At 43.6% G+C, this 18,902-nt stretch carries 13 protein-coding genes; 3 read left to right on the forward strand and 10 right to left on the reverse strand.

Annotation, left to right across the window (positions count from 1 at the left end; genetic code table 11):
- Positions 1-98: 98 nt before the first annotated feature.
- The 3 genes from JMX82_RS00110 to JMX82_RS00120 all read right to left on the reverse strand — a co-directional run bounded on the left by JMX82_RS00110 (position 99) and on the right by JMX82_RS00120 (position 3,008).
- Positions 99-1,325: an IscS subfamily cysteine desulfurase gene (locus JMX82_RS00110; protein ID WP_045451862.1), complete on the reverse strand. Its 1,227-nt coding sequence runs from the start codon at positions 1,323-1,325 to the stop codon at positions 99-101.
- The gene (locus tag JMX82_RS00115; protein WP_045451863.1) at positions 1,322-1,831 is read right to left on the reverse strand and encodes an Rrf2 family transcriptional regulator; all 510 of its coding nucleotides are present in this window, start codon (positions 1,829-1,831) and stop codon (positions 1,322-1,324) included. Before JMX82_RS00115 ends, JMX82_RS00110 begins: the two co-directional genes overlap by 4 nt.
- Positions 1,832-2,363: 532 nt before the next feature.
- Positions 2,364-3,008: a hypothetical protein gene (locus tag JMX82_RS00120; protein ID WP_045451866.1), complete on the reverse strand. Its 645-nt coding sequence runs from the start codon at positions 3,006-3,008 to the stop codon at positions 2,364-2,366.
- Positions 3,009-3,527: 519 nt separating this feature from the next.
- On the opposite strand from JMX82_RS00120, the gene JMX82_RS00125 reads away from it, so the two are divergent.
- The gene (locus JMX82_RS00125; RefSeq protein WP_011513979.1) at positions 3,528-3,800 is read left to right on the forward strand and encodes an HU family DNA-binding protein; all 273 of its coding nucleotides are present in this window, start codon (positions 3,528-3,530) and stop codon (positions 3,798-3,800) included.
- Positions 3,801-4,183: 383 nt separating this feature from the next.
- Positions 4,184-6,058, forward strand: coding sequence for a SurA N-terminal domain-containing protein (locus tag JMX82_RS00130; protein WP_201538867.1), 1,875 nt, complete (start codon positions 4,184-4,186; stop codon positions 6,056-6,058).
- A 202-nt stretch (positions 6,059-6,260) separates the two neighbouring features.
- Here the strand turns inward: JMX82_RS00130 and purH are convergent, their stop codons facing one another.
- From purH to mrcB, 6 genes are all read right to left on the reverse strand, one after another.
- Positions 6,261-7,841, reverse strand: coding sequence for a bifunctional phosphoribosylaminoimidazolecarboxamide formyltransferase/IMP cyclohydrolase (purH, locus tag JMX82_RS00135; protein WP_201538868.1), 1,581 nt, complete (start codon positions 7,839-7,841; stop codon positions 6,261-6,263).
- 153 nt (positions 7,842-7,994) lie between these two features.
- Entirely contained in the window at positions 7,995-8,354 is a 360-nt protein-coding gene (gene fis / locus JMX82_RS14330; protein WP_201538869.1) for a DNA-binding transcriptional regulator Fis, read from the reverse strand.
- Positions 8,355-8,629: 275 nt separating this feature from the next.
- Entirely contained in the window at positions 8,630-9,922 is a 1,293-nt protein-coding gene (locus JMX82_RS00145) for a DUF3426 domain-containing protein (RefSeq protein ID WP_201538870.1), read from the reverse strand.
- 196 nt (positions 9,923-10,118) lie between these two features.
- Positions 10,119-11,045, reverse strand: coding sequence for a 50S ribosomal protein L11 methyltransferase (gene prmA / locus JMX82_RS00150; protein WP_201538871.1), 927 nt, complete (start codon positions 11,043-11,045; stop codon positions 10,119-10,121).
- 122 nt (positions 11,046-11,167) lie between these two features.
- Positions 11,168-11,956 carry a tetratricopeptide repeat protein gene (locus JMX82_RS00155; RefSeq protein ID WP_227676232.1) on the reverse strand — a complete coding sequence of 263 codons (789 nt, stop codon included), beginning with the start codon at positions 11,954-11,956 and terminating at the stop codon, positions 11,168-11,170.
- A 56-nt stretch (positions 11,957-12,012) separates the two neighbouring features.
- The gene (gene mrcB / locus JMX82_RS00160; RefSeq protein ID WP_201538873.1) at positions 12,013-14,490 is read right to left on the reverse strand and encodes a penicillin-binding protein 1B; all 2,478 of its coding nucleotides are present in this window, start codon (positions 14,488-14,490) and stop codon (positions 12,013-12,015) included.
- A 469-nt stretch (positions 14,491-14,959) separates the two neighbouring features.
- On the opposite strand from mrcB, the gene JMX82_RS00165 reads away from it, so the two are divergent.
- The gene (locus JMX82_RS00165) at positions 14,960-17,740 is read left to right on the forward strand and encodes a heavy metal translocating P-type ATPase (protein WP_201538874.1); all 2,781 of its coding nucleotides are present in this window, start codon (positions 14,960-14,962) and stop codon (positions 17,738-17,740) included.
- Positions 17,741-17,944: 204 nt separating this feature from the next.
- On the opposite strand, the gene JMX82_RS00170 is transcribed toward JMX82_RS00165, so the two are convergent.
- The gene (locus JMX82_RS00170; protein WP_045445091.1) at positions 17,945-18,667 is read right to left on the reverse strand and encodes a Bax inhibitor-1/YccA family membrane protein; all 723 of its coding nucleotides are present in this window, start codon (positions 18,665-18,667) and stop codon (positions 17,945-17,947) included.
- Between the last annotated feature and the right edge of the window lie 235 nt (positions 18,668-18,902).

Below are 18,902 nucleotides of genomic sequence, written 5' to 3' on the forward strand. Positions count from 1 at the left end.
TATTTATAAAAAAGGTATTTATAAAAACTGGATTTATAAGTGTCTGATCAATCGTTTAATGGTTCTGTTTGATAACTATGTCGTTGCTTTCGGTAATTTTAGTGCTCAGCCCATTCGACTGAATCTAAATCAACACCTTCTTGGTACATATCCCAAAGTGGTGATAAGGCACGTAATTTATCGACCGCTTCATGCATTTGTTTGATGACAGTATCGATGTCTGCTTCTGTGGTATAACGACCAAAGCTGAAACGAATTGAGCTGTGTGCTAATTCATCTGGGCGACCAATAGCGCGTAATACATATGATGGTTCAAGCGTCGCTGAGGTACAGGCTGAGCCTGATGATACGGCTAAGTCTTTGAGCGACATCATGAGAGACTCGCCCTCAACGAAGTTAAAGCTGATGTTTACGATGTTAGGTACGCTGTGCTCAAGATCACCATTTAGGTAAATTTCTTCGATATCTTGTAGACCGTCCCACAGTTTTTGGCGTAGTTTAGCTGCATGTGCATGGTCTTCTTCATAACGCTCATTGGCTAAAGCAAATGCTGCTCCAAGACCAACGATTTGATGCGTCGGTAATGTACCTGAACGCATACCGCGCTCATGACCACCGCCATGCTGCTCTGCTTTCAAGCGGATACGTGGCTTACGGCGAACAAATAATGCGCCAATACCTTTAGGACCGTAGGCTTTGTGACCTGAGAAGCTCATCAAATCGATCTTCGTGGTTTCAAGGTCAATCAATACTTTACCAACAGATTGTGCGCCATCGACGTGGAAGACCACACCTGCTTCACGAGTGATTTCACCAATGGCAGCGACATCAGTAATCGTACCAAGCTCATTATTTACCATCATGAGTGATACTAAGATAGTATCGTCACGTAATGCTTCTTTCACTTGCTCTGGTAAGATTAGCCCAGTGCTTGGCTGTGGCTCAAGATAAGTAATCTCAAAACCTTCTTGCTCAAGCTCACGGCACGTATCTAATACGGCTTTATGTTCGATCTTACTGGTAATGATGTGCTTACCACGAGATTGATAAAAGTGGGCGGCACCTTTAATCGCTAGGTTGTCTGATTCTGTTGCACCAGAGGTAAAGACGATTTCGCGTGGATCAGCATTAATGACTTCAGCCACTTGTTGACGCGCTGTTTCTACCGCTTCTTCTGCTTGCCAGCCATAGCCATGCGAGCGCGAGGCTGGATTACCAAAGATGCCATCTACTGTCAGATACTCGCTCATCTTAGCAGCTACTGATTTAGCAACTGGTGTGGTGGCGGCATAATCTAAGTATATAAGGTTGTTATGTTGGCTCATGCTGGGTTTGCCTCGCTGTTCGATAGGGTAATAGTGTTGATATCTTTTATGGAAATCTCTTTGGTAGAGCTGTGCTGACGCTCTGACACTGACTGCACATTTTCCATGTCTAATAATTGCGCTAATGTTATATTTTTCAAGTACTGTTCGATATGATTGGACAGTGCACACCATAAATCATGGGTTAAGCACATTGTACCACCTTGACAGTCGCCACGTCCTTCGCACTGCATCGCATTAACCGACTCATCGACGGCAGATATGATGCTCATGACATCTATCTCATGCAATGGTTTGGCTAGATGATAGCCGCCTGCCGCACCTCGGATGCTAGTGACCAGACCACGTTTACGAAGTTTGGAAAACAGTTGTTCAAGGTAAGAGATAGAAATCGATTGCCGCTTGGCGATATCAGATAAGGAGACTGCAGTGTCTTGTTGGCTGGTCTGTAATGCCAAATCCAGTAACGCAGTAACGGCATATCTGCCTCGAGTAGTCAAACGCATGTGTTATCTCCAAACTTTTAAGTCATTTTTATTTAACAACGACCTTAGCAAAATGATAGTGGTGGCAGCTTGTAGCGCAATATGAAAGCTACTGATGGAATCACATAACCGCTAAGTTGTGTCTTATCGTTATTAAACAGCAGATGATGAACCCGATGTGTGCAACGATTAAGCCAATTATACTTAATCCTGAGTAATTTAGTCAAGATTAAAGTGTGGTTGAATGGTTAATCGAGCTTATCACTATGATTGATAAAAACAATGGTATTAAAAAGAGGGGTTATAAGATTGAAAACATTGATTCCTAGTATTTTTGAAATACTAAAATACAGTCTTGAGGTTTGCGTCTTACGTTTTTTTAACTTCTATTATCAATTATATTAGGGCGTGCTGAATGTTCCATACGCCCTAACTATCTAAGCGCTTAATATACTAAGCATTTAATATGCCTTAATCGGCATCAAACGCACTTGGTAAAGTAGTAATCAGCCGTCATTGTTAAGCTGCCATTAATAAGCTATGGTCGGGGACATTAATTCATCAATAGCGCGATAATGGCTGCGATCATAATGACAAGCGCAGCCACGGTGACGATTATCAGTGTTTTCTGTTTGCTCTGTAACTCTTTAACCGTGATTTCAAGCTCACGGTTTTTAATAGTTAAGGTGTTTATTTGGGTTTGTTGCTCTTTGATGCGTAATTTATAGCTGTCCTTTTTGTCAGCCATTTCAGCTTCAGTAGGCTTGGTCTTACCTTTGCCACCTTTTATCTTTTTAATAAGACCTTGAATTAAGCTGCCAAGACCGAGTTGCATAATAAACTGCTTGACCAACTGTACTTGAACAGACTCGCCGCGCATTTGTAGTTTTTCGGTGGTTTCGCTGTCATGAGTGGTGATCGCATTGATCACTTGGATGCTATAAGCATTAATAATGACGTCAGGTTCGCTGCGGTCAATAGGTAACTCTGCGTCTAATAATACGCCTTTGGTGCTAAAAGTGGCAAATACCTCAACATGCGGTAGATACAAGCGTAGCGCCACGACAGTACCTTGCTTGGCAAGTGGGTAAGCGGCTTTACGTAGTTCGGGATCTAAACGTAACAATAGTGTCAGCGCCGACTCGATGAACACCAGAATGATATTAAGAAAAGAGTGAGACAACGTAGAACGCTTCATGTAAATAATCCGTTTTATATTTGGCAAATTAGAGGCAAAAGACAAACAAGAGTCAAAATTGACCCAAAAGGTGCAGTGATATTTTGCTTATAGTAACGCCTTTATAATAAAAAGTAACGCTAGTTTCTGTCAGTTGGGAAATTATTACTTTACAATTTGGTAATCAACAAGGACACAAATATTTATGACTGGCGATGCCTCAGTATGAGATGACATCTCTTTGAACGATAAGGCAGTATAGAGGTTGACTCGCTAAGTCGAAGTTATGAAAAGCCAAGGTTACTAGCAGTTATGACCGTTGCAGAGGCTTTGCGTAACATTGAGTGTCAAATACGTAGTATAGTAGGCAAAAATATGTAAAATCGCTTGCGCTCCTTATGCTGCCTTGATATAAAGACGATAACAAAGCGAAACCTGTTAATACGCCCGTCAGGCAGTTTTTATTGCTTAAATGCTATGAGAGCGTTACAATGCTTGGCGTGAGCGTTTATTATCCCCCTTAAACTTGAAGGAAATTTTATGAATAAGTCAGAATTAATTGATAGCATCGCCGAGAAAAGTGGTCTAAATAAAACCCAAGCTGGCGATGCATTGAATGCTGTTATGGAAAGTGTTGGTGAAGCGCTAGAAGCTGGCGATAGCATCTCATTGGTTGGTTTTGGTACTTTCAGCGTAAAAGACCGTAAAGCACGTACTGGCCGTAACCCTAAGACGGGTGAAGAGCTTAGCATTCCAGCAAGTAAAGTACCAAGCTTTAAAGCGGGTAAAAACTTGAAAGAGCGTTTAAACTAAGCCGTTTTATTAAAAACGGATGCTGTATAACGACGTGATATACGAATCAACACAGCATTTACTCAGTAAAGCACTATATGGTTTATAGCATGGCTGAAAAGTCATAATATGAACCATAAAAAAGCACCTAGATATTAGGTGCTTTTTTTATCGCTATAGTTTGTATCATACCACGTGAATATTTTGAGTCTGCATCAAAAATCACGTATCATAGGGCGCGCGATAGATGCGTTGTTTGAATAAGGCCGTTTTACTCAGTCTTGTTGTTTTATATCAAATTCACACGTTCTTATTCTTACCATTGCCTGCTTAGATAGCATTGATATTAATAGTAATATTACAATGGTTTTTCATCAATATAGGTTTATAAAGCAGAGATAACTATGGATAAATTGCGCGATTTCTTAAAAAGCTGGCCAGGTCGCATTTTATTGATTTTATGCCTATCGCCGCTCGCTCTATTGGGTGTCGAAAGCTATTTTGGAGGCGGGGTCGATCCCAACCAAGTCGCTCAGGTGGGTGAAGCAAGCGTAGGGTTGTCCGAGTATCAGACTGCCGTAAATAACCGTCGTACTGAAATACTAGAACAAGTTGATGATGCCAGTCTATTAAATGAAGATGTGTTGCACGAGCAGGTGCTCAAAGGTCTCATTGATCGTACGCTATTGGAGCAGCAAGCGGGCAAGCTTGGTATGACAGTCTCTGATGACACGATTAATCGTTTGTTGCGTGAAGAAGAAATTTTTAAGGACGCAGAAGGTAATTTTTCTAACGACCAATTCTCAAACTTCTTGCGCCAGCGCGGCATGACTAAAGATCAGCTATTTGCTGAGTTTCGTAACCAGTTAAGCCTCGACCAGCTCAATGCCAGTATTGTTGGCACGGCAGTATATCCGATGCAAGCGGTCAGTCAATTGATTGACTTACAACTTGAGTCGCGCAATATCTGGCTGCATCGATTTAATTGGCAAGATTATGCAGATCAGGTCAAGTTAAGCAAAGGCGATATACAAGCCTATTATGATGCCAATAAAGATACGCTAAAAAGTGCGGCGATGGTGGATTTGGCATATTTGCAATTAAGTCCTAAAACCATTCAAGTGAATGAAGTTACGGAAGAAGATTTGCAGCAGCAATATGAAGCTTATAAGCAAGGGCTAGCGGTCGTCGATGAACGTAAAATCAGTCAAATCCTATTAACGGGTAAAGACGCGAAGACCAGAGCGACTAAAATCAAAGCTCGCTTGGATAAAGGTGAGTCTTTTGCCACATTGGCTAAAACCGAGTCAGATGATCCATCGGGAGCAACAGGTGGCGATATTGGTACCTTTAATCCTTCTGTGTTTGGCAATGATGCCGCAGCGGTTGAGCAGGCTTTAGAAGGCTTAAGTGTGGGTGATGTAACAGCACCTATTAAGACTAGCTTTGGCTACCAGATATTTACCGTAACCGAAGATAACGGTAGTAAAATCCCAAGCCTAGAAAGCATGCGTGCAGAGCTGACAGCAAAAGCCAAAGAATATAAGCGTCAAGAAATCTATGCAGATAAAGTGACAGCGATTAATGACTTGGCAGCAGATGGCTTTAGTATCGAAGACATCGCTCAGCAAGAGAACGTAACGCTAAAACGTATCAAGGATTATCGTAAAGAAAACAACAAGTCGGAGCTATCACAACCAGCAGTGATTAAGCAGGCTTTTGATGAGTTTACCATTCAAGATCAGGCAGTAACCGCAGGTATCGAAGTCGGTAACGGTACGGTATGGGTGCAGCCAAGCAACTATCGTCCTACGAAAACGCTTAGCTTAGCTGCTGCTACGCCAAAAATTACTCAGATATTACGTCAAGAAAAGGCAACGGCATTGGCGCTAAAAGAGGCGAAGAAATTAGCCGCTGGTATTAAAACGCCTGCTGATATCAATAAACAGCCAGTACGTTTTCAATCATTAGGTGAAGTGAATCGCCAAACCACTCTATTGACAGAGAAAGAGCGCGGATTGGCCTTTAGTCAGCAAGCAGCTAATAATGGCGTCGTTGCTATTGCCAGTGAGACTGAGATGGGCGCGACTTTGTTGGTTGGTGATCGTATTAAAACAGAGGAGCAGTCGCCATTATCTGATGTGCAAAGAGCACAAACGGCGGCCATCATTCGTGATAACTTGGGGCAAGATCAGCTACAAGATTACTTGGATTATCTCCGCTTGGTATATAAAGTTGAAATTAATGACGCCAATATAGCAAACGCGCAAGGGCGTTAGAAATAAACGGGTTAAAGCAAATTTGAAATACTTACTTAGTCATTCTTTCTAAATAATCTTCTCAAGTTTTAAGCATAAAAAAGCCACTGTCTACAGTGGCTTTTTTAATGAGTATTACTTTTATCATAAAGATTTAGCATTAATGGCGATACGAAATTCAATACTGCTATCAATGCTACTATTCAAAGTGATACGGAACAATTTAATGACGGAAATGACGCATACCAGTGAAGACCATCGCGATGCCATGCTCATTTGCCGCAGCAATGGTTTCATCATCACGCATAGACCCACCTGGCTGGATAATAGCAGCAATACCGACTTGGGCTGCGTTATCGATGCCATCACGGAAAGGGAAGAAGGCATCTGATGCCATAACAGCACCTTCAGTAGCCAATCCAGCGTGCTCAGCTTTGATAGCAGCGATACGCGCTGAGTTGACACGGCTCATTTGACCTGCACCAACACCGATAGTACGCTGACCTTTGGCATAAACAATTGCATTAGATTTGACGTATTTTGCTACATTCCAGCTGAATAATAGATCGGCGATTTGCGCTTCCGTTGGTTGTACATCAGTGACAATCTTTAAGTCATTGGCTGTAATCAAACCAAGATCTTGCTCTTGTACTAGCAGGCCACCGTTGACGCGCTTGTAGTCAAGCTGACTATCGCGTTGATCTGGCGCTGGCAGTTCGCCGCACACCAATACACGGACATTTTTCTTAGCAGCTGTCGCTTCAAGCACACCATCTTCGATGCTTGGTGCAATAATAACTTCTACAAACTGATTGTCGATAATGGCTTTAGCAGCTGCTAACGTCAATGGGCGGTTAAAAGCAATGATGCCGCCAAAAGAAGACTCAGGATCAGTACTGAAGGCAGTGTTATACGCGGTTACTTGATCGTTATCCACAGCGACACCGCAAGGGTTGGCATGCTTAACGATAACGCAAGCAGGCGTACTAAAGGCTTTTACACACTCAAGGGCTGCATCAGTGTCAGCGATGTTGTTATAAGACAGCGCCTTACCTTGCAGTTGCTTAGCAGTCGCTATAGAGGCCTGTTGGCTTTTTAGCGGATGGTTTTCCGTATAAAAAGCGGCGTTTTGATGTGGGTTTTCGCCGTATCGTAGATCCTGTGCTTTTTCGAGCTGCACATTAAAGGTACGTGAGAAATTCTCAGGTTGCTGGCTTTCATTGACACGGCTACCTAAGAAATTGGCAATCATTCCGTCGTACTGTGCAGTATGCTCAAAAGCCTTAACCGCTAAGTCATAGCGCAAAGCAGGTGTCAGCTCGGTGCCATCACCTAAAGCGGCAAGTATGCGCTCATAATCTGCTGGATCAGTCACGATACCCACATGAGCGTGGTTTTTCGCCGCAGAACGCACCATCGTAGGACCACCGATGTCGATGTTTTCGATAGCATCGTTCATGGTGACATCCGCACGAGCAATGGTTTCAGCAAACGGATATAAATTCACGACAACCAAATCAATACGCTCAATCGCGTGCTCACTCATGACGGCATCGTCTGTACCACGGCGTCCTAAGATGCCACCATGAATTTTAGGATGTAGCGTTTTGACACGGCCATCCATCATTTCAGGAAAACCCGTGTAATCGGATACTTCGGTCACAGCGACATTGTTTTCTGTGAGTAAACGATAAGTACCGCCAGTAGACAGTAAGCCAAAGCCTGACTTAATAAGGCCTTGTGCAAATTCAACGATATTGGATTTATCAGAGACTGACAATAGAGCAAGTGGGGTTGTACTCATAAGAAAATTTCCATAAAAAAAGCCTGACGTAAACGTCTGGCAAGGTGACAATGACAATTGTTGCAGACAATATCATGGTGGATAGCGTCAATAACGTTAAATTGCCATACATAATGATTGGTAATAAAGATAGAGAAATGCATATAGCAGATGCTACATTAAGTCATAAGTTTTGAGTTTTTTGCGTAAAGTGCCACGATTCAGACCTAAGATTTGTGCACACTTGGTTTGATTGCCTCGAGTTTTTTCAAGGACAACCGATAATAGTGGCTCTTCAATTTGTTTTAAAATAAGCTCATACAAGTCGGTCGGCATCTCATCACCTAGCATCGCAAAGTACTGTCGTACCACACGCTCCACATGTACGCGCAGTGGTTCATGACGCTGGCTCGCATCGCTGTCTAATGAGGAGTCAACATGACGAGTTGAATGATGGTTAGCTGTACTATAATCGGCAGGATGCTCAGAGCTTGTGGCAAAATGATTGGCATTATGCTGTGCATGAGGTGCCATAAGATAATGTCCTTGGGATTGGAAAGAGTCAAACCATAAGATATCAGGGTATTATATCAAATTAATATCGTTTAGCGCTGACAGATTAACCTTATATTGGCAGCAGTATGACTAGGGTATATGCTTACTATTATAACATTGCCACAAAATATAACTGGCTGGGTCGCACTTGCATCACTACTGAACTTGCGATCTGCCTACGTTTTTCTGAGGGCTGAAGTTTTAAGAGACGAGGTTGTTTATAGATAGACAGTATTTTGTTGGTAATTATCCATTCAATACAGAGGACTTATAGTCACTTCTCGAATTTGTCTATTAGCTACAGGGATGGTAAATAATATGTTTCGACTACTGTCAGCCGCTAATTGGCTTTGTTTGCTTAAGAGATAATCAGCTGGCGTGGCGATGAATTCTCCAATCATATCATTTGCACCGTATACGCTGACTTTAATATTCGGATACAGCTGTGCTTTGGCACTTTGATTGTTTAATGTGGCACTGACATCGCTGGACTTTCCATCCATCTTAATCTTACTCGATTTATGATTAAGGTTGGTAATCGTAAATGCTGTTAGATCGGCACTAGGTAAACTACAGGCAGCGACTGCACATACTGATTGTAAGCGCTCTGCATGCACTGGGTTTTTCATCAAGGTTTCTAGATTGAAAATGACGTATTGAGCAAAAAGTAGCAGTGCTAATACTAAGCATCCTAGTGTCCATAGTAAGGATGCGATAGAACGTCTCTGCGGCGTAGGTGTAAACTTTGCTTGTGCTTTTCTCACACGCTCTTCGGCGGTTGGTGCTTCATCTTTCAGTGGTACACCCATATCGAGCAACAGTTGTGATAAATCGGTATCGTCTTGTCGAACCTCTTCGCTTTTATTTTGTTCTTTTAGGAGTTTTTCGAGCCAAGAATTATCCGCAGTATCATCCACATTGGCATGAATATCATTAGCGGCTGCTGAACTGAGCGCCATTTGTGCCGATGAGGAATTTTCTGTTGTAGCATCAGATGATACTTTCGCTGATGACCCGTTGTTTTTATCTGTTTTTTTAGAGAGGTTACTTGTTGGTTGGTTGTCTGCTGTAGAAGTATAACTGCTATTGTTCATATTGCTTGCTTGAGTCAGCCAAGCATCCATACTATCTAGAGAATCATACTCTAAAACACTTTCTTCTGGTTCATCGCTATCCATATCATCATAGATTAAGCCGTCATGAATCAAATCGTCCCCAATTAAAGTATCAGATGAAATATTTTTTAAATGTGGAGGAGTGAGTGGTGACTTAGCAGCGCCTGCTGCATGTTGATTTTTATTATGATTGTCAGCGGTTTGTGCAGAATGTCCGTTTGAATCGGCTAGCGTATTGGTGTCAGTCGTTGTATTTTTTTGAATAGCGGAAGTACTGACAGCATCGGCAGTGAGGATAAGATGTTTATTGACCAAAAAACTCTGTTGGCATTGATCACAGCTAACAGTGGCGTTTACTTTATTCAACTGTGTTTGCTGTATTTTAAAGCAAGCTTGGCAATGAGGGCACTGAGTTTTTATGGGCGTGGTCATAGGGTCGAATCCAAAAAATTATGGTTATCAATACCGCTTAGCCACTCGCTAATAGTTGCCTATAGTGCTAATACTGCCGTTTGTATCAGCTTTAAATATTAGCTTTAAATGTCCATAAATCATGAATAAGGACAGAGTGGCGTCAAATGCATGACATTTGACTGCCCTCTATCGTAACAGATGTAATTAAATGTTGCTAGCCTGTAAATGTACCAGATAAACGCTGCCAATGTTGGTCTTCTTGCGCTGTAAAAGCATGCTTTGCATCAAGCGCAAAATAAGGTTGATAAGCCGCTGTTACCTGTTCGGTTTGTGACTCTATTAGACCAGCCAATACAATGCGACCTTTTGGTGCGATTAAAGTGGCGAAGTAAGGCGCTAAGCCAATAAGCGGCTTGGCTAGAATGTTTGCAACGATTACGTCTACAGGTAATACATCGTTTTGTGCGCAGTAGTCAGTGAAGTCTTCTGGCAAAAACGCTTGCAGGCGATCCCCAACGTGATTGCGTGCGGCATTTTGATTGGTTGCCAGCACTGCCTGTGGGTCGATATCGACGGCATACACGTGGCGTGCACCTAATAACAAAGCAGCAATGCCTAAAATACCTGAACCGCAACCATAATCAATCACCACTTTGTCTTTTAGATCTTGTTCTGTTAACCAGTCAAGACATAAGCGGGTAGTGGCATGATAGCCTGTACCAAAGGCTAGGCCAGGGTCCATAATAATGTTAGTCGCCTCAGGATTGGGCGGCGTCAGCCAGTTGGGTACAATCCATAAATTATTGGCACATTCGATAGGATGGTAATTGCTCATCCATTCGCGCTCCCAGTCTTTATCATCTACAGCCATGAGCCAGATACGAGTGGCTTGCACTTGTGCTGCGATTTCATGACTGAGCTGCTCGACTGCCTGACGACTGCCAGCATCGGTGGTCGCATCAAATAGCCCTGTCAAGATAACTTCATCCCATAGCGGTGATTCACCAGGTAATGGCTCAAATAAAGGCTGGTCACCTGCGTCGTCTAAGGCAATGGATAATGCACCTGCTTCTAGGAGCAGTGCCTCAGCCAAATCGACGTTTGCTTTTTCACATTGTAAATGTAGTTGTTGCCATGCCATAACGATAACCTTAATTAAAAATAAATGTCTATTTTGGATAAATGATACGTGTGCAGAATATAAAAAGTGAATAGAGACCAAGTAATAAACTTGGTCTCTATTCACTTCGGTATGTCTTGATATTAGCGTAAGGCTTGCTTCGCTTCACTGATGACGCGAGCGTTGCCTTGGGCTTGTCCTGATTGCAAAATAATTTGCCACAGCGCACGGCGACGACTGGTATCTTGAGAAACACTCAGACCACGGCGTGCCATGGCTTCTGCCTTGCGCGGCTGGTTCTTTTTTAATGCCACTTGTGCCAAATAGAAATACACCGCAGAAGATTTAGGTGCTAGGCGCTGAGCACGGGTAAAGCTGTTTTCAGCATTGGTCAGTTTGCCAGCTTTTAGTTGACTGATACCTGCTTGCATCAAATTGCGAAATGCTGGCAAGTTACTATTATTAGTGGTAGCTTGCTGTGTCCGTTGCTGCGAGTTTTTTCTTGCCTGTTCTAGCAATTCGTTGTGTGACGGTGCTGACGGCTCAGAGATGATGTAGTCATCACGTGAAGGGATGATAATAACTGGATCAGGTTGGGTCAACACAGGATTAGATGGTGTAAATACAGGCGTCTCTTGAGTCAACGGATTGGTTGCTTCGGCTGGCTCATAGGGAGTATAAGGCTCAATGGGGTAATCATCCTCGTCCTCTGTTCTGACAATGGGCGCTTGCGTCACAGTCGCTATGGGGGCTTTAGCTGTTTGCGATGATGGCAGCGTTTGAGTCGGTACCGTTTTTATTGCGGTAGATGCAGTCGGCGGAGTCTGGCAAGCGCTCAAACTCAACATGCCAGCTAGAGCACTGACTGCCAGCATCTTATTGGCTGGCTTGACTTTGATAGACCGCGTTATGACGGCTGACCTAGCTGACACAGTTTGCTTGAGAGATAACATTAAGTTGAGACCTTTTTTAAGTTTCACAAATAACTTTAGAACCATTCAACGGCACGATCATACCAAGTATCGGCACGACTTTCTGCATCATTACCATTTGACCCATCACTGTTTTCTTGGTTGTCGCTATCAACAGCTTCGCCATTTGGAATCTCTAAACCTTCACTACGGCGCTGCTGGTTTTGTTCACGAGCACGATCTTGCTGATATAAGCCGACAGCGCAACTGCTGGCTTCTTCTGGTAAATATGCCGACAGGACAGGCAGATACCGTGCATCTGCACAGCGCTCATTAGACAGCTTGCCTGAGTTGTTTTCAAGCCACAACCATTCAATACCTTCAGGCTCTGGTAGTGCCACAGGCGTCAGCATCAAGCGATTCATATAGTCAACCCAAACTGGCAATGCGCCAGTACCGCCGCTTAAACCAATTGGCTTGTTATCATCACGGCCAACCCAAACCACACTGACATAGTTACCACTGTAACCTGCAAACCAAGCATCGCGGTAATCATTTGTGGTACCTGTTTTGCCAGCAAGATTTAGATTGCTACCAAGTGATTGCACGCGTTTGGCAGTACCGTTTTTGACCACATCTTGTAAAGCATAGTTAATTAAGAAATTGGTTTCAGGCGGAATACTACGCTGAGTGTTGAGTCCAGTACGTTGTAAAATACGACCACGGTCATCAATGACGGTGCGAATACTATGAATAGGCGTACGGAAGCCGCCAGTTGCAAAGACTTGATAGACACCAAGCATGTCCATTGGGCTAAGATTAACAGAACCTAACAATGCTGACGGGTAGGGTGGTATTTTTTCTTTAATACCCATGCGCTGTAACTGCTTGGCAAAGGTATCGACCCCAAACTCCATACCTAAGCGTACCGCTGCTTGGTTATAAGACTTTGATAAAGCGGTGGTAAATGGCACATAACCATGGTCACGATTGTCATAGTTCTTGGGGTTCCATTTAGTACCATCGCTTAGATTCACGGTAATCGGTGAGTCATCGACTGAGCTTGCAAGATTATAGCGTCCACTTTCAAGTGCTGTCATATAAATAATAGGCTTCAATAACGAACCCACTTGGCGCTTGGCATCGACCGCACGGTTAAAGCCGGTAAATTCACTGCCACTGCCCACCACAGAGACCAGCTCACCAGTCTCAGGATTGGCACTCACTAGAGCACCTTGCAAGTCTTTGGTTTTGCTACTATTACGACGCAGCTCACCCAATTTTCTATCAACTGCTTTGTCTGCGGCTAATTGTGCAATAGGGTCCAAAGTACTGATAATGATAAGACCTTCATTTTTGAGGTCATCAGAATAGTACACGGTATTCAGCTCGCGCTTGACGATATCCAAAAAGTCAGGGAATTGACTTTTGCCTTCGACAGGTTTGTCCACGACACCAAGTGGCTGCTTTAGCGCTTTCTCATAGTCTTCTTGACTGAGTGAGCCAACGGCCAGCATGTTGCCCAGCACGACGTCACGGCGTGCTTTTGAATCGTTTGGATGGCGACGTGGGTTGTAGATACTCGGGCCTTTTGCCATACCGACTAGCAGGGCTTGCTGATCCAAGCGCAGCTCATTCAGTGGTTTATCAAAGTAAAACTGTGATGCCAAGCCAAAACCATTAATAGAGCGGTTGCCGTTTTGACCCAAATAAATCTCATTGAGGTACGTTTGTAGAATTTCATCTTTGCTATAATGTAGCTCGAGCAATACTGCCATTAACGCTTCGTTGGCTTTGCGCTTCAGCGTACGGTCTGAATTGAGATAGAAGTTTTTAATCAGTTGCTGAGTGATGGTCGAGCCGCCTTGTCTAGAGCCACCAGAGAAGTTGTTCAGTACGGCACGTGCAATGCCTCGTATAGAGACGCCTTTGTGCTCATAAAACGCACGGTCTTCCGTGGCTATTAACGCATCAATGAGTGGTTGTGGCACTTCATCTAACGAGACGACCAAACGATCTTCATTACTGTCAGGATAAATACCACCGATACTCACCGGCTCTAAGCGAATGATGCCGCTTTTGGCAGGCAAAGTGCTTTGTACGGACTCAATCTTGTTACCAGTAATAGTCATTTTTATGACTTGCTCTTTATCCACATCGTTGGCGCTATAAGTAAAACCGCGAGTATGAATAAAGTAGGTATTACCTGATCTATGATAGGTTCCCGTGCGATCATAAGCTTTGTTGCTTTGATAGTTCAGCAACTCCAGCCATGTCTTCATCGTATCTTTGTCGACACTCGCGCCTTGATACAATTCAAGCGGCTGCGAATACACTTTAGCAGGGATATCCCAGCGCTTACCCTCAAACTTATGAGTAATGGTGCGATCAAGTTTGATTAAATATAGCGCCAAGAGCACCATGCCAGCAATAATGACAATTAAGATAAGACTACTAAATACCAACCCACGCTGCTGTGAAGGGAGCGTGTGGTTAACAGATTTAGAGGACTGTGTTAACTTGGTATTTGGTAACTTGGAATTGGATGTTTGCACTGATGTCGCACCATTTTGGTATAAAAAACTGCCTCATAATGACGCAAATTGACAAATTTTTCAATCTATCATCGTCAACGCAGGCATTCATTGATTTTAAGCTGTGCGTGGTTATGCTCTTCACAGCACTTGCTTATAGTATAATCTCTGTTAAAACACGGTCATTGCTAACAAAACATTAAAAGCTTTAGATTGGCAGTATCATTGTTATATAAGTGTCATATTAGCTTCATGTCACCATGTCACATAGCCATGCACGATAGCAGTTTAGAGACGCACCAACGATGTGTTTTTTATGAATTAACCGCTACTGTTATTGTTTTGTTTTTTGTGAGCCGTGCTGAGAGTTATTTAAAATAGCTGTTTTAAATAGGTCTTCTGCATAGGCGTTAAGTCTCGTTAATGATAGTAAGTTTACTTAAAGCGAATAAGGTTCGAGCAAACCTGTCTAAAGGAAGTAAGCCCGATTATGTCCAATGTCCCATCATCAATGGCATCGACCACCAGCCAGCATTATGAAGATAACTCTATCATCGAAGGTTTAGTACTGCCACTCGCAGGTCACTGTTTCCATTGCGGTGATCCTGTACCGCAGCCGCCGTTCCATGCCAAGATATTGGGTAAGCCGCGTGAGATGTGCTGTATGGGCTGTCAGTTAGCCTCTCAAAGCATCGTAGAGGCAGGGCTTGAGCAGTATTATCTGGACCGCTCAGAGATTAATCGCACGGCAAGTCTACCAACGCAGTTGACTCGCCTTGAGGCGTATGACCATGACGAGATCAAATCACAATTCGTCTATGCTCAAGACGGACTGTCGGTTGCAGAGCTGTCCGTCAATAACCTACGCTGCGCGGCATGTACTTGGCTAATTGAGTCGCGTCTCGATGAGTTAGATGGCATCAGTAAATGTCAGGTGAATTTGACCAATCAGCGTATGCGAGTGATATGGAACGAGGATAAGCTGCCGATTAGCCGTATTCTTGCCACCATTAATGAAATAGGCTACGAGGCCAAGCCTTATCGTCAAGATACGCATGAGGCGATGCTGGCGCGTCATAACAACCAAATGCTCATAAGATTGGGCATTGCCGCGTTGGGCTCGATGCAAGCGATGATGTATGCCGTTGCCATCTATTTTGGTGAATACAGCGATATGCTAATATTTCAGCGCGATTTTTTGCGCTGGGTATCTTTATTTGTCAGTACGCCCGTTTTTTTCTATGCGGGTGTCCCGTTCTTTACCTCAGCGTGGTCGGCAATTCGTGCCCGTCAAGTTAATATGGATGTGCCCGTCAGTATCGCGCTGATTGTGACTTTTTTCGCGAGCCTATATGCCACCATCACTGGGCAAGGGGAAACCTATTACGATTCGGTCAGCATGTTTATTTTCTTTTTACTGGCAGGGCGTTACATTGAACATAATGCCCGCCTAAAAGCCGCCACCATGGCCAATGACTTGGTCGTGGTTGAGCCAGTACTGGTACAAAAAATTGCGGAAGATAAAGAAGCCGCCGAGCTTATATTACAGCAGTTAAAGAAAAATGAGCTCGAGAAAACAGCTGTAAATGAAGACGTGAGTAATCAAGTCAGTAATTTGGATACAAATGAGGCGAGCACATCAGCCAATCCAACGCCTAATTTTATGCAAAGCATGGATGCCAATGTTCATCAGCTCACATCAAAAATTGCACAAGACTGGCAACGTGCACGTACTAAACAATCAGCCATATCAACAACAGCAGATGAGGCAAAAGAAAAACAAATGGTCACCGCCCATAGTTTGCAAGTGGGTGATATCATTTTAGTTGAAGCTGGCTCTGAAATCATTAGCGATGGTATTTTGCTGAGTCAGACCGCTACCGTGTCGCAAAGCCTGTTGACGGGTGAGGGCGACTTGATTATCAAGAGCCAAGGTGACTATATCGTCGGCGGTGCACAAAACGATAGCCAACCGTTTGAGATGCTGGTCACAGCATTGCCAGCAGACAGCCAAATTGGCTTGATTGATCGGCTGATGAACCGTGCCATGAGTGAAAAGCCCAAACTGGCACAGCAAGCCGATAAGCTGGCACGATGGTTTGTTGCGCGTATTTTGGTGTTGTCTGTCTTGGTATTCATTGGCTGGTATATCGTTGACCCAAGCCAAGCGATTTGGGCTACGGTCGCGGTATTGGTCGCGACTTGCCCTTGTGCGCTGTCTTTAGCGACGCCGATTGCGCTGACGGTCGCGACCAATAGACTGGCAAGCTATGGCTTTTTGACGACGCGTGGACATACGCTACAAACGCTCGCTGAAATCACTCATGTCGCCTTTGATAAAACAGGTACTCTCACTTATGGTAAGCCTAATTTATTAAATATTGAGCTGCTTAAAGACAATGATATTGCAACGGCTACAGATGAGCAAAAAGATACGCTATTAGCAATCGCTGCGGCTCTAGAAGTAGGAAGCCGTCATCCGATTGCTCATGCACTATTGACTGCTGCCTATCAGTTGCATTTGCCATCGACGCAGGCCTTACAGCATTATCCAGCAGGCGGTGTCGAGGCAATGATTGATGGCGTATTATATCGAATTGGTCATGTGGATTTTGCGTTGAATGATGCCAATAATGATATGGTCATTGATTTAGTAGCACAACGCGCTAGCTCAGCGGTGGTTTTATCTTGTCAACAAAATGACTCGGTCACTTGGCAAGCGCTGGCATGCTTCTATTTCAATGATAAGGTGCGTGATAGTGCCAAAGCCATGCTTGATAAGCTTAAAGAGTTGGGTATTGAGACAGTTATGTTGACTGGTGACCCAAGCCCGCAAGCGCTGGTGTTGGCTGAAAGTTTAGGGATGCATTCTGCTTACAATGGTCTGTCGCCAACGGACAAGGTCACTCACATTCAAAAGCTACAGGCGGAAGGTGGCGTAGTGTTGATGGTGGGAGACGGTATCAATGATGCGCCAGTGCTAGCAGCAGCAGATGTCTCAACTTCTATTGCGGGGGCGGCAGATTTGGCACAAGTATCGAGTGACAGTATTATATTAAATGGTCAAATCGACGCTATCACTGCTGCCAAACGTATCTCTGATAAAACGGAACGTATTATCAAGCAAAACTTCCGCTGGGCACTCATTTATAATGGCAGTGTGCTAATACCAGCAGCGTTAGGCTATGTGCCACCTTGGTTAGCTGCTATTGGTATGTCATTAAGCTCATTGTTTGTGGTCTTAAATGCGCTGCGCTTAAAACGCGCTTGATACCCATTCAAAAAAACGATTAGCTGCGTCAAACTTAATTAGCCTACTAATGTAGTACTGAGACTCATCTTCCTTGCTGCTCACATTTTTCCAGATAGTATGTCTATCATAAATATTTAACTTTACCCATAAAAAAACCGCCTTAGCTATTCATATAGTTAAAGGCGGTTTTTTTACCAAACTACAAGTAGATTTAGAGAGCAGTTAGTCTTGTAGGTAGCTAAGCAAACGCATAAATTCAATGTACATCCATACGAGCGTGGCAAGAATACCAATACTAAATAACCATTCGTAATCTTCTGATACGCCCATTGCCACACCGCGATCGATATTATCAAAGTCTAGTAAAAGCGTAAAAGAGGCGATGATAATCACAAATAAGCTAAAGCCGATAGCGATAGCGCCACCTTCAAATAAGAACGGTAAGCTTGAGCCAAACGCTAAAGAAAGTACCCATTGCGCCACATAAACCAGCATAATTGCAATCAATGCTGAAGTCACAATTGAGCGGAACTTTTCAGTCACTTTGACCAGACCTGAGCGATATAGCCCTAGCATAACGGCTGCCGTCACAAAAGTGGCACACATAGCGGTCACTGGTACACTCGGATACATCCGCATAAAGAACAGCGAGATGCCACCTAAAAATATGCCTTCTAACAGTGCATAAGGCACCGCAAAGGTTTTGGCCTTATGTGGTTTAAAAGTGATAAAAAGCGCGAGACCAAAAGCGGCAAACATACTGCCGAAGGCAGCCATCGTAATAAAGCCTTGCGACAAACCTGCCATAAGGGCATAAAAGAAAAAGCCCACACCAGTGATCGCAGATAATCCAAGTAATAGACTGGTCTTTTGAATCACGCCCTTGACCGTCATTGGCTTACCGCCGATCGCAAGTTCTGCGCGACTGACAATAGGATTGGCCATAAAGTTGTCCTTAATAAAATATAAATAATAGTGATGCTAGCTACTTTAGCAAAACCGCCATTATTGTCAACTGTGTTTACGTGACAGCCATCAAGGCTTCACGACCTTATAGAGCTATATATTAGTTGATGTATTTTGGCGTATTGCCTAGCTAAACAAACACGTTTAAGAGTAACGTGCGATGGCTTTTATATGGGGTTGATTACGACAGTTAACAACGATAATTTATAAACAT

This window comes from Psychrobacter sp. 1044 (assembly GCF_904846525.1).
Lineage (GTDB): Bacteria > Pseudomonadota > Gammaproteobacteria > Pseudomonadales > Moraxellaceae > Psychrobacter.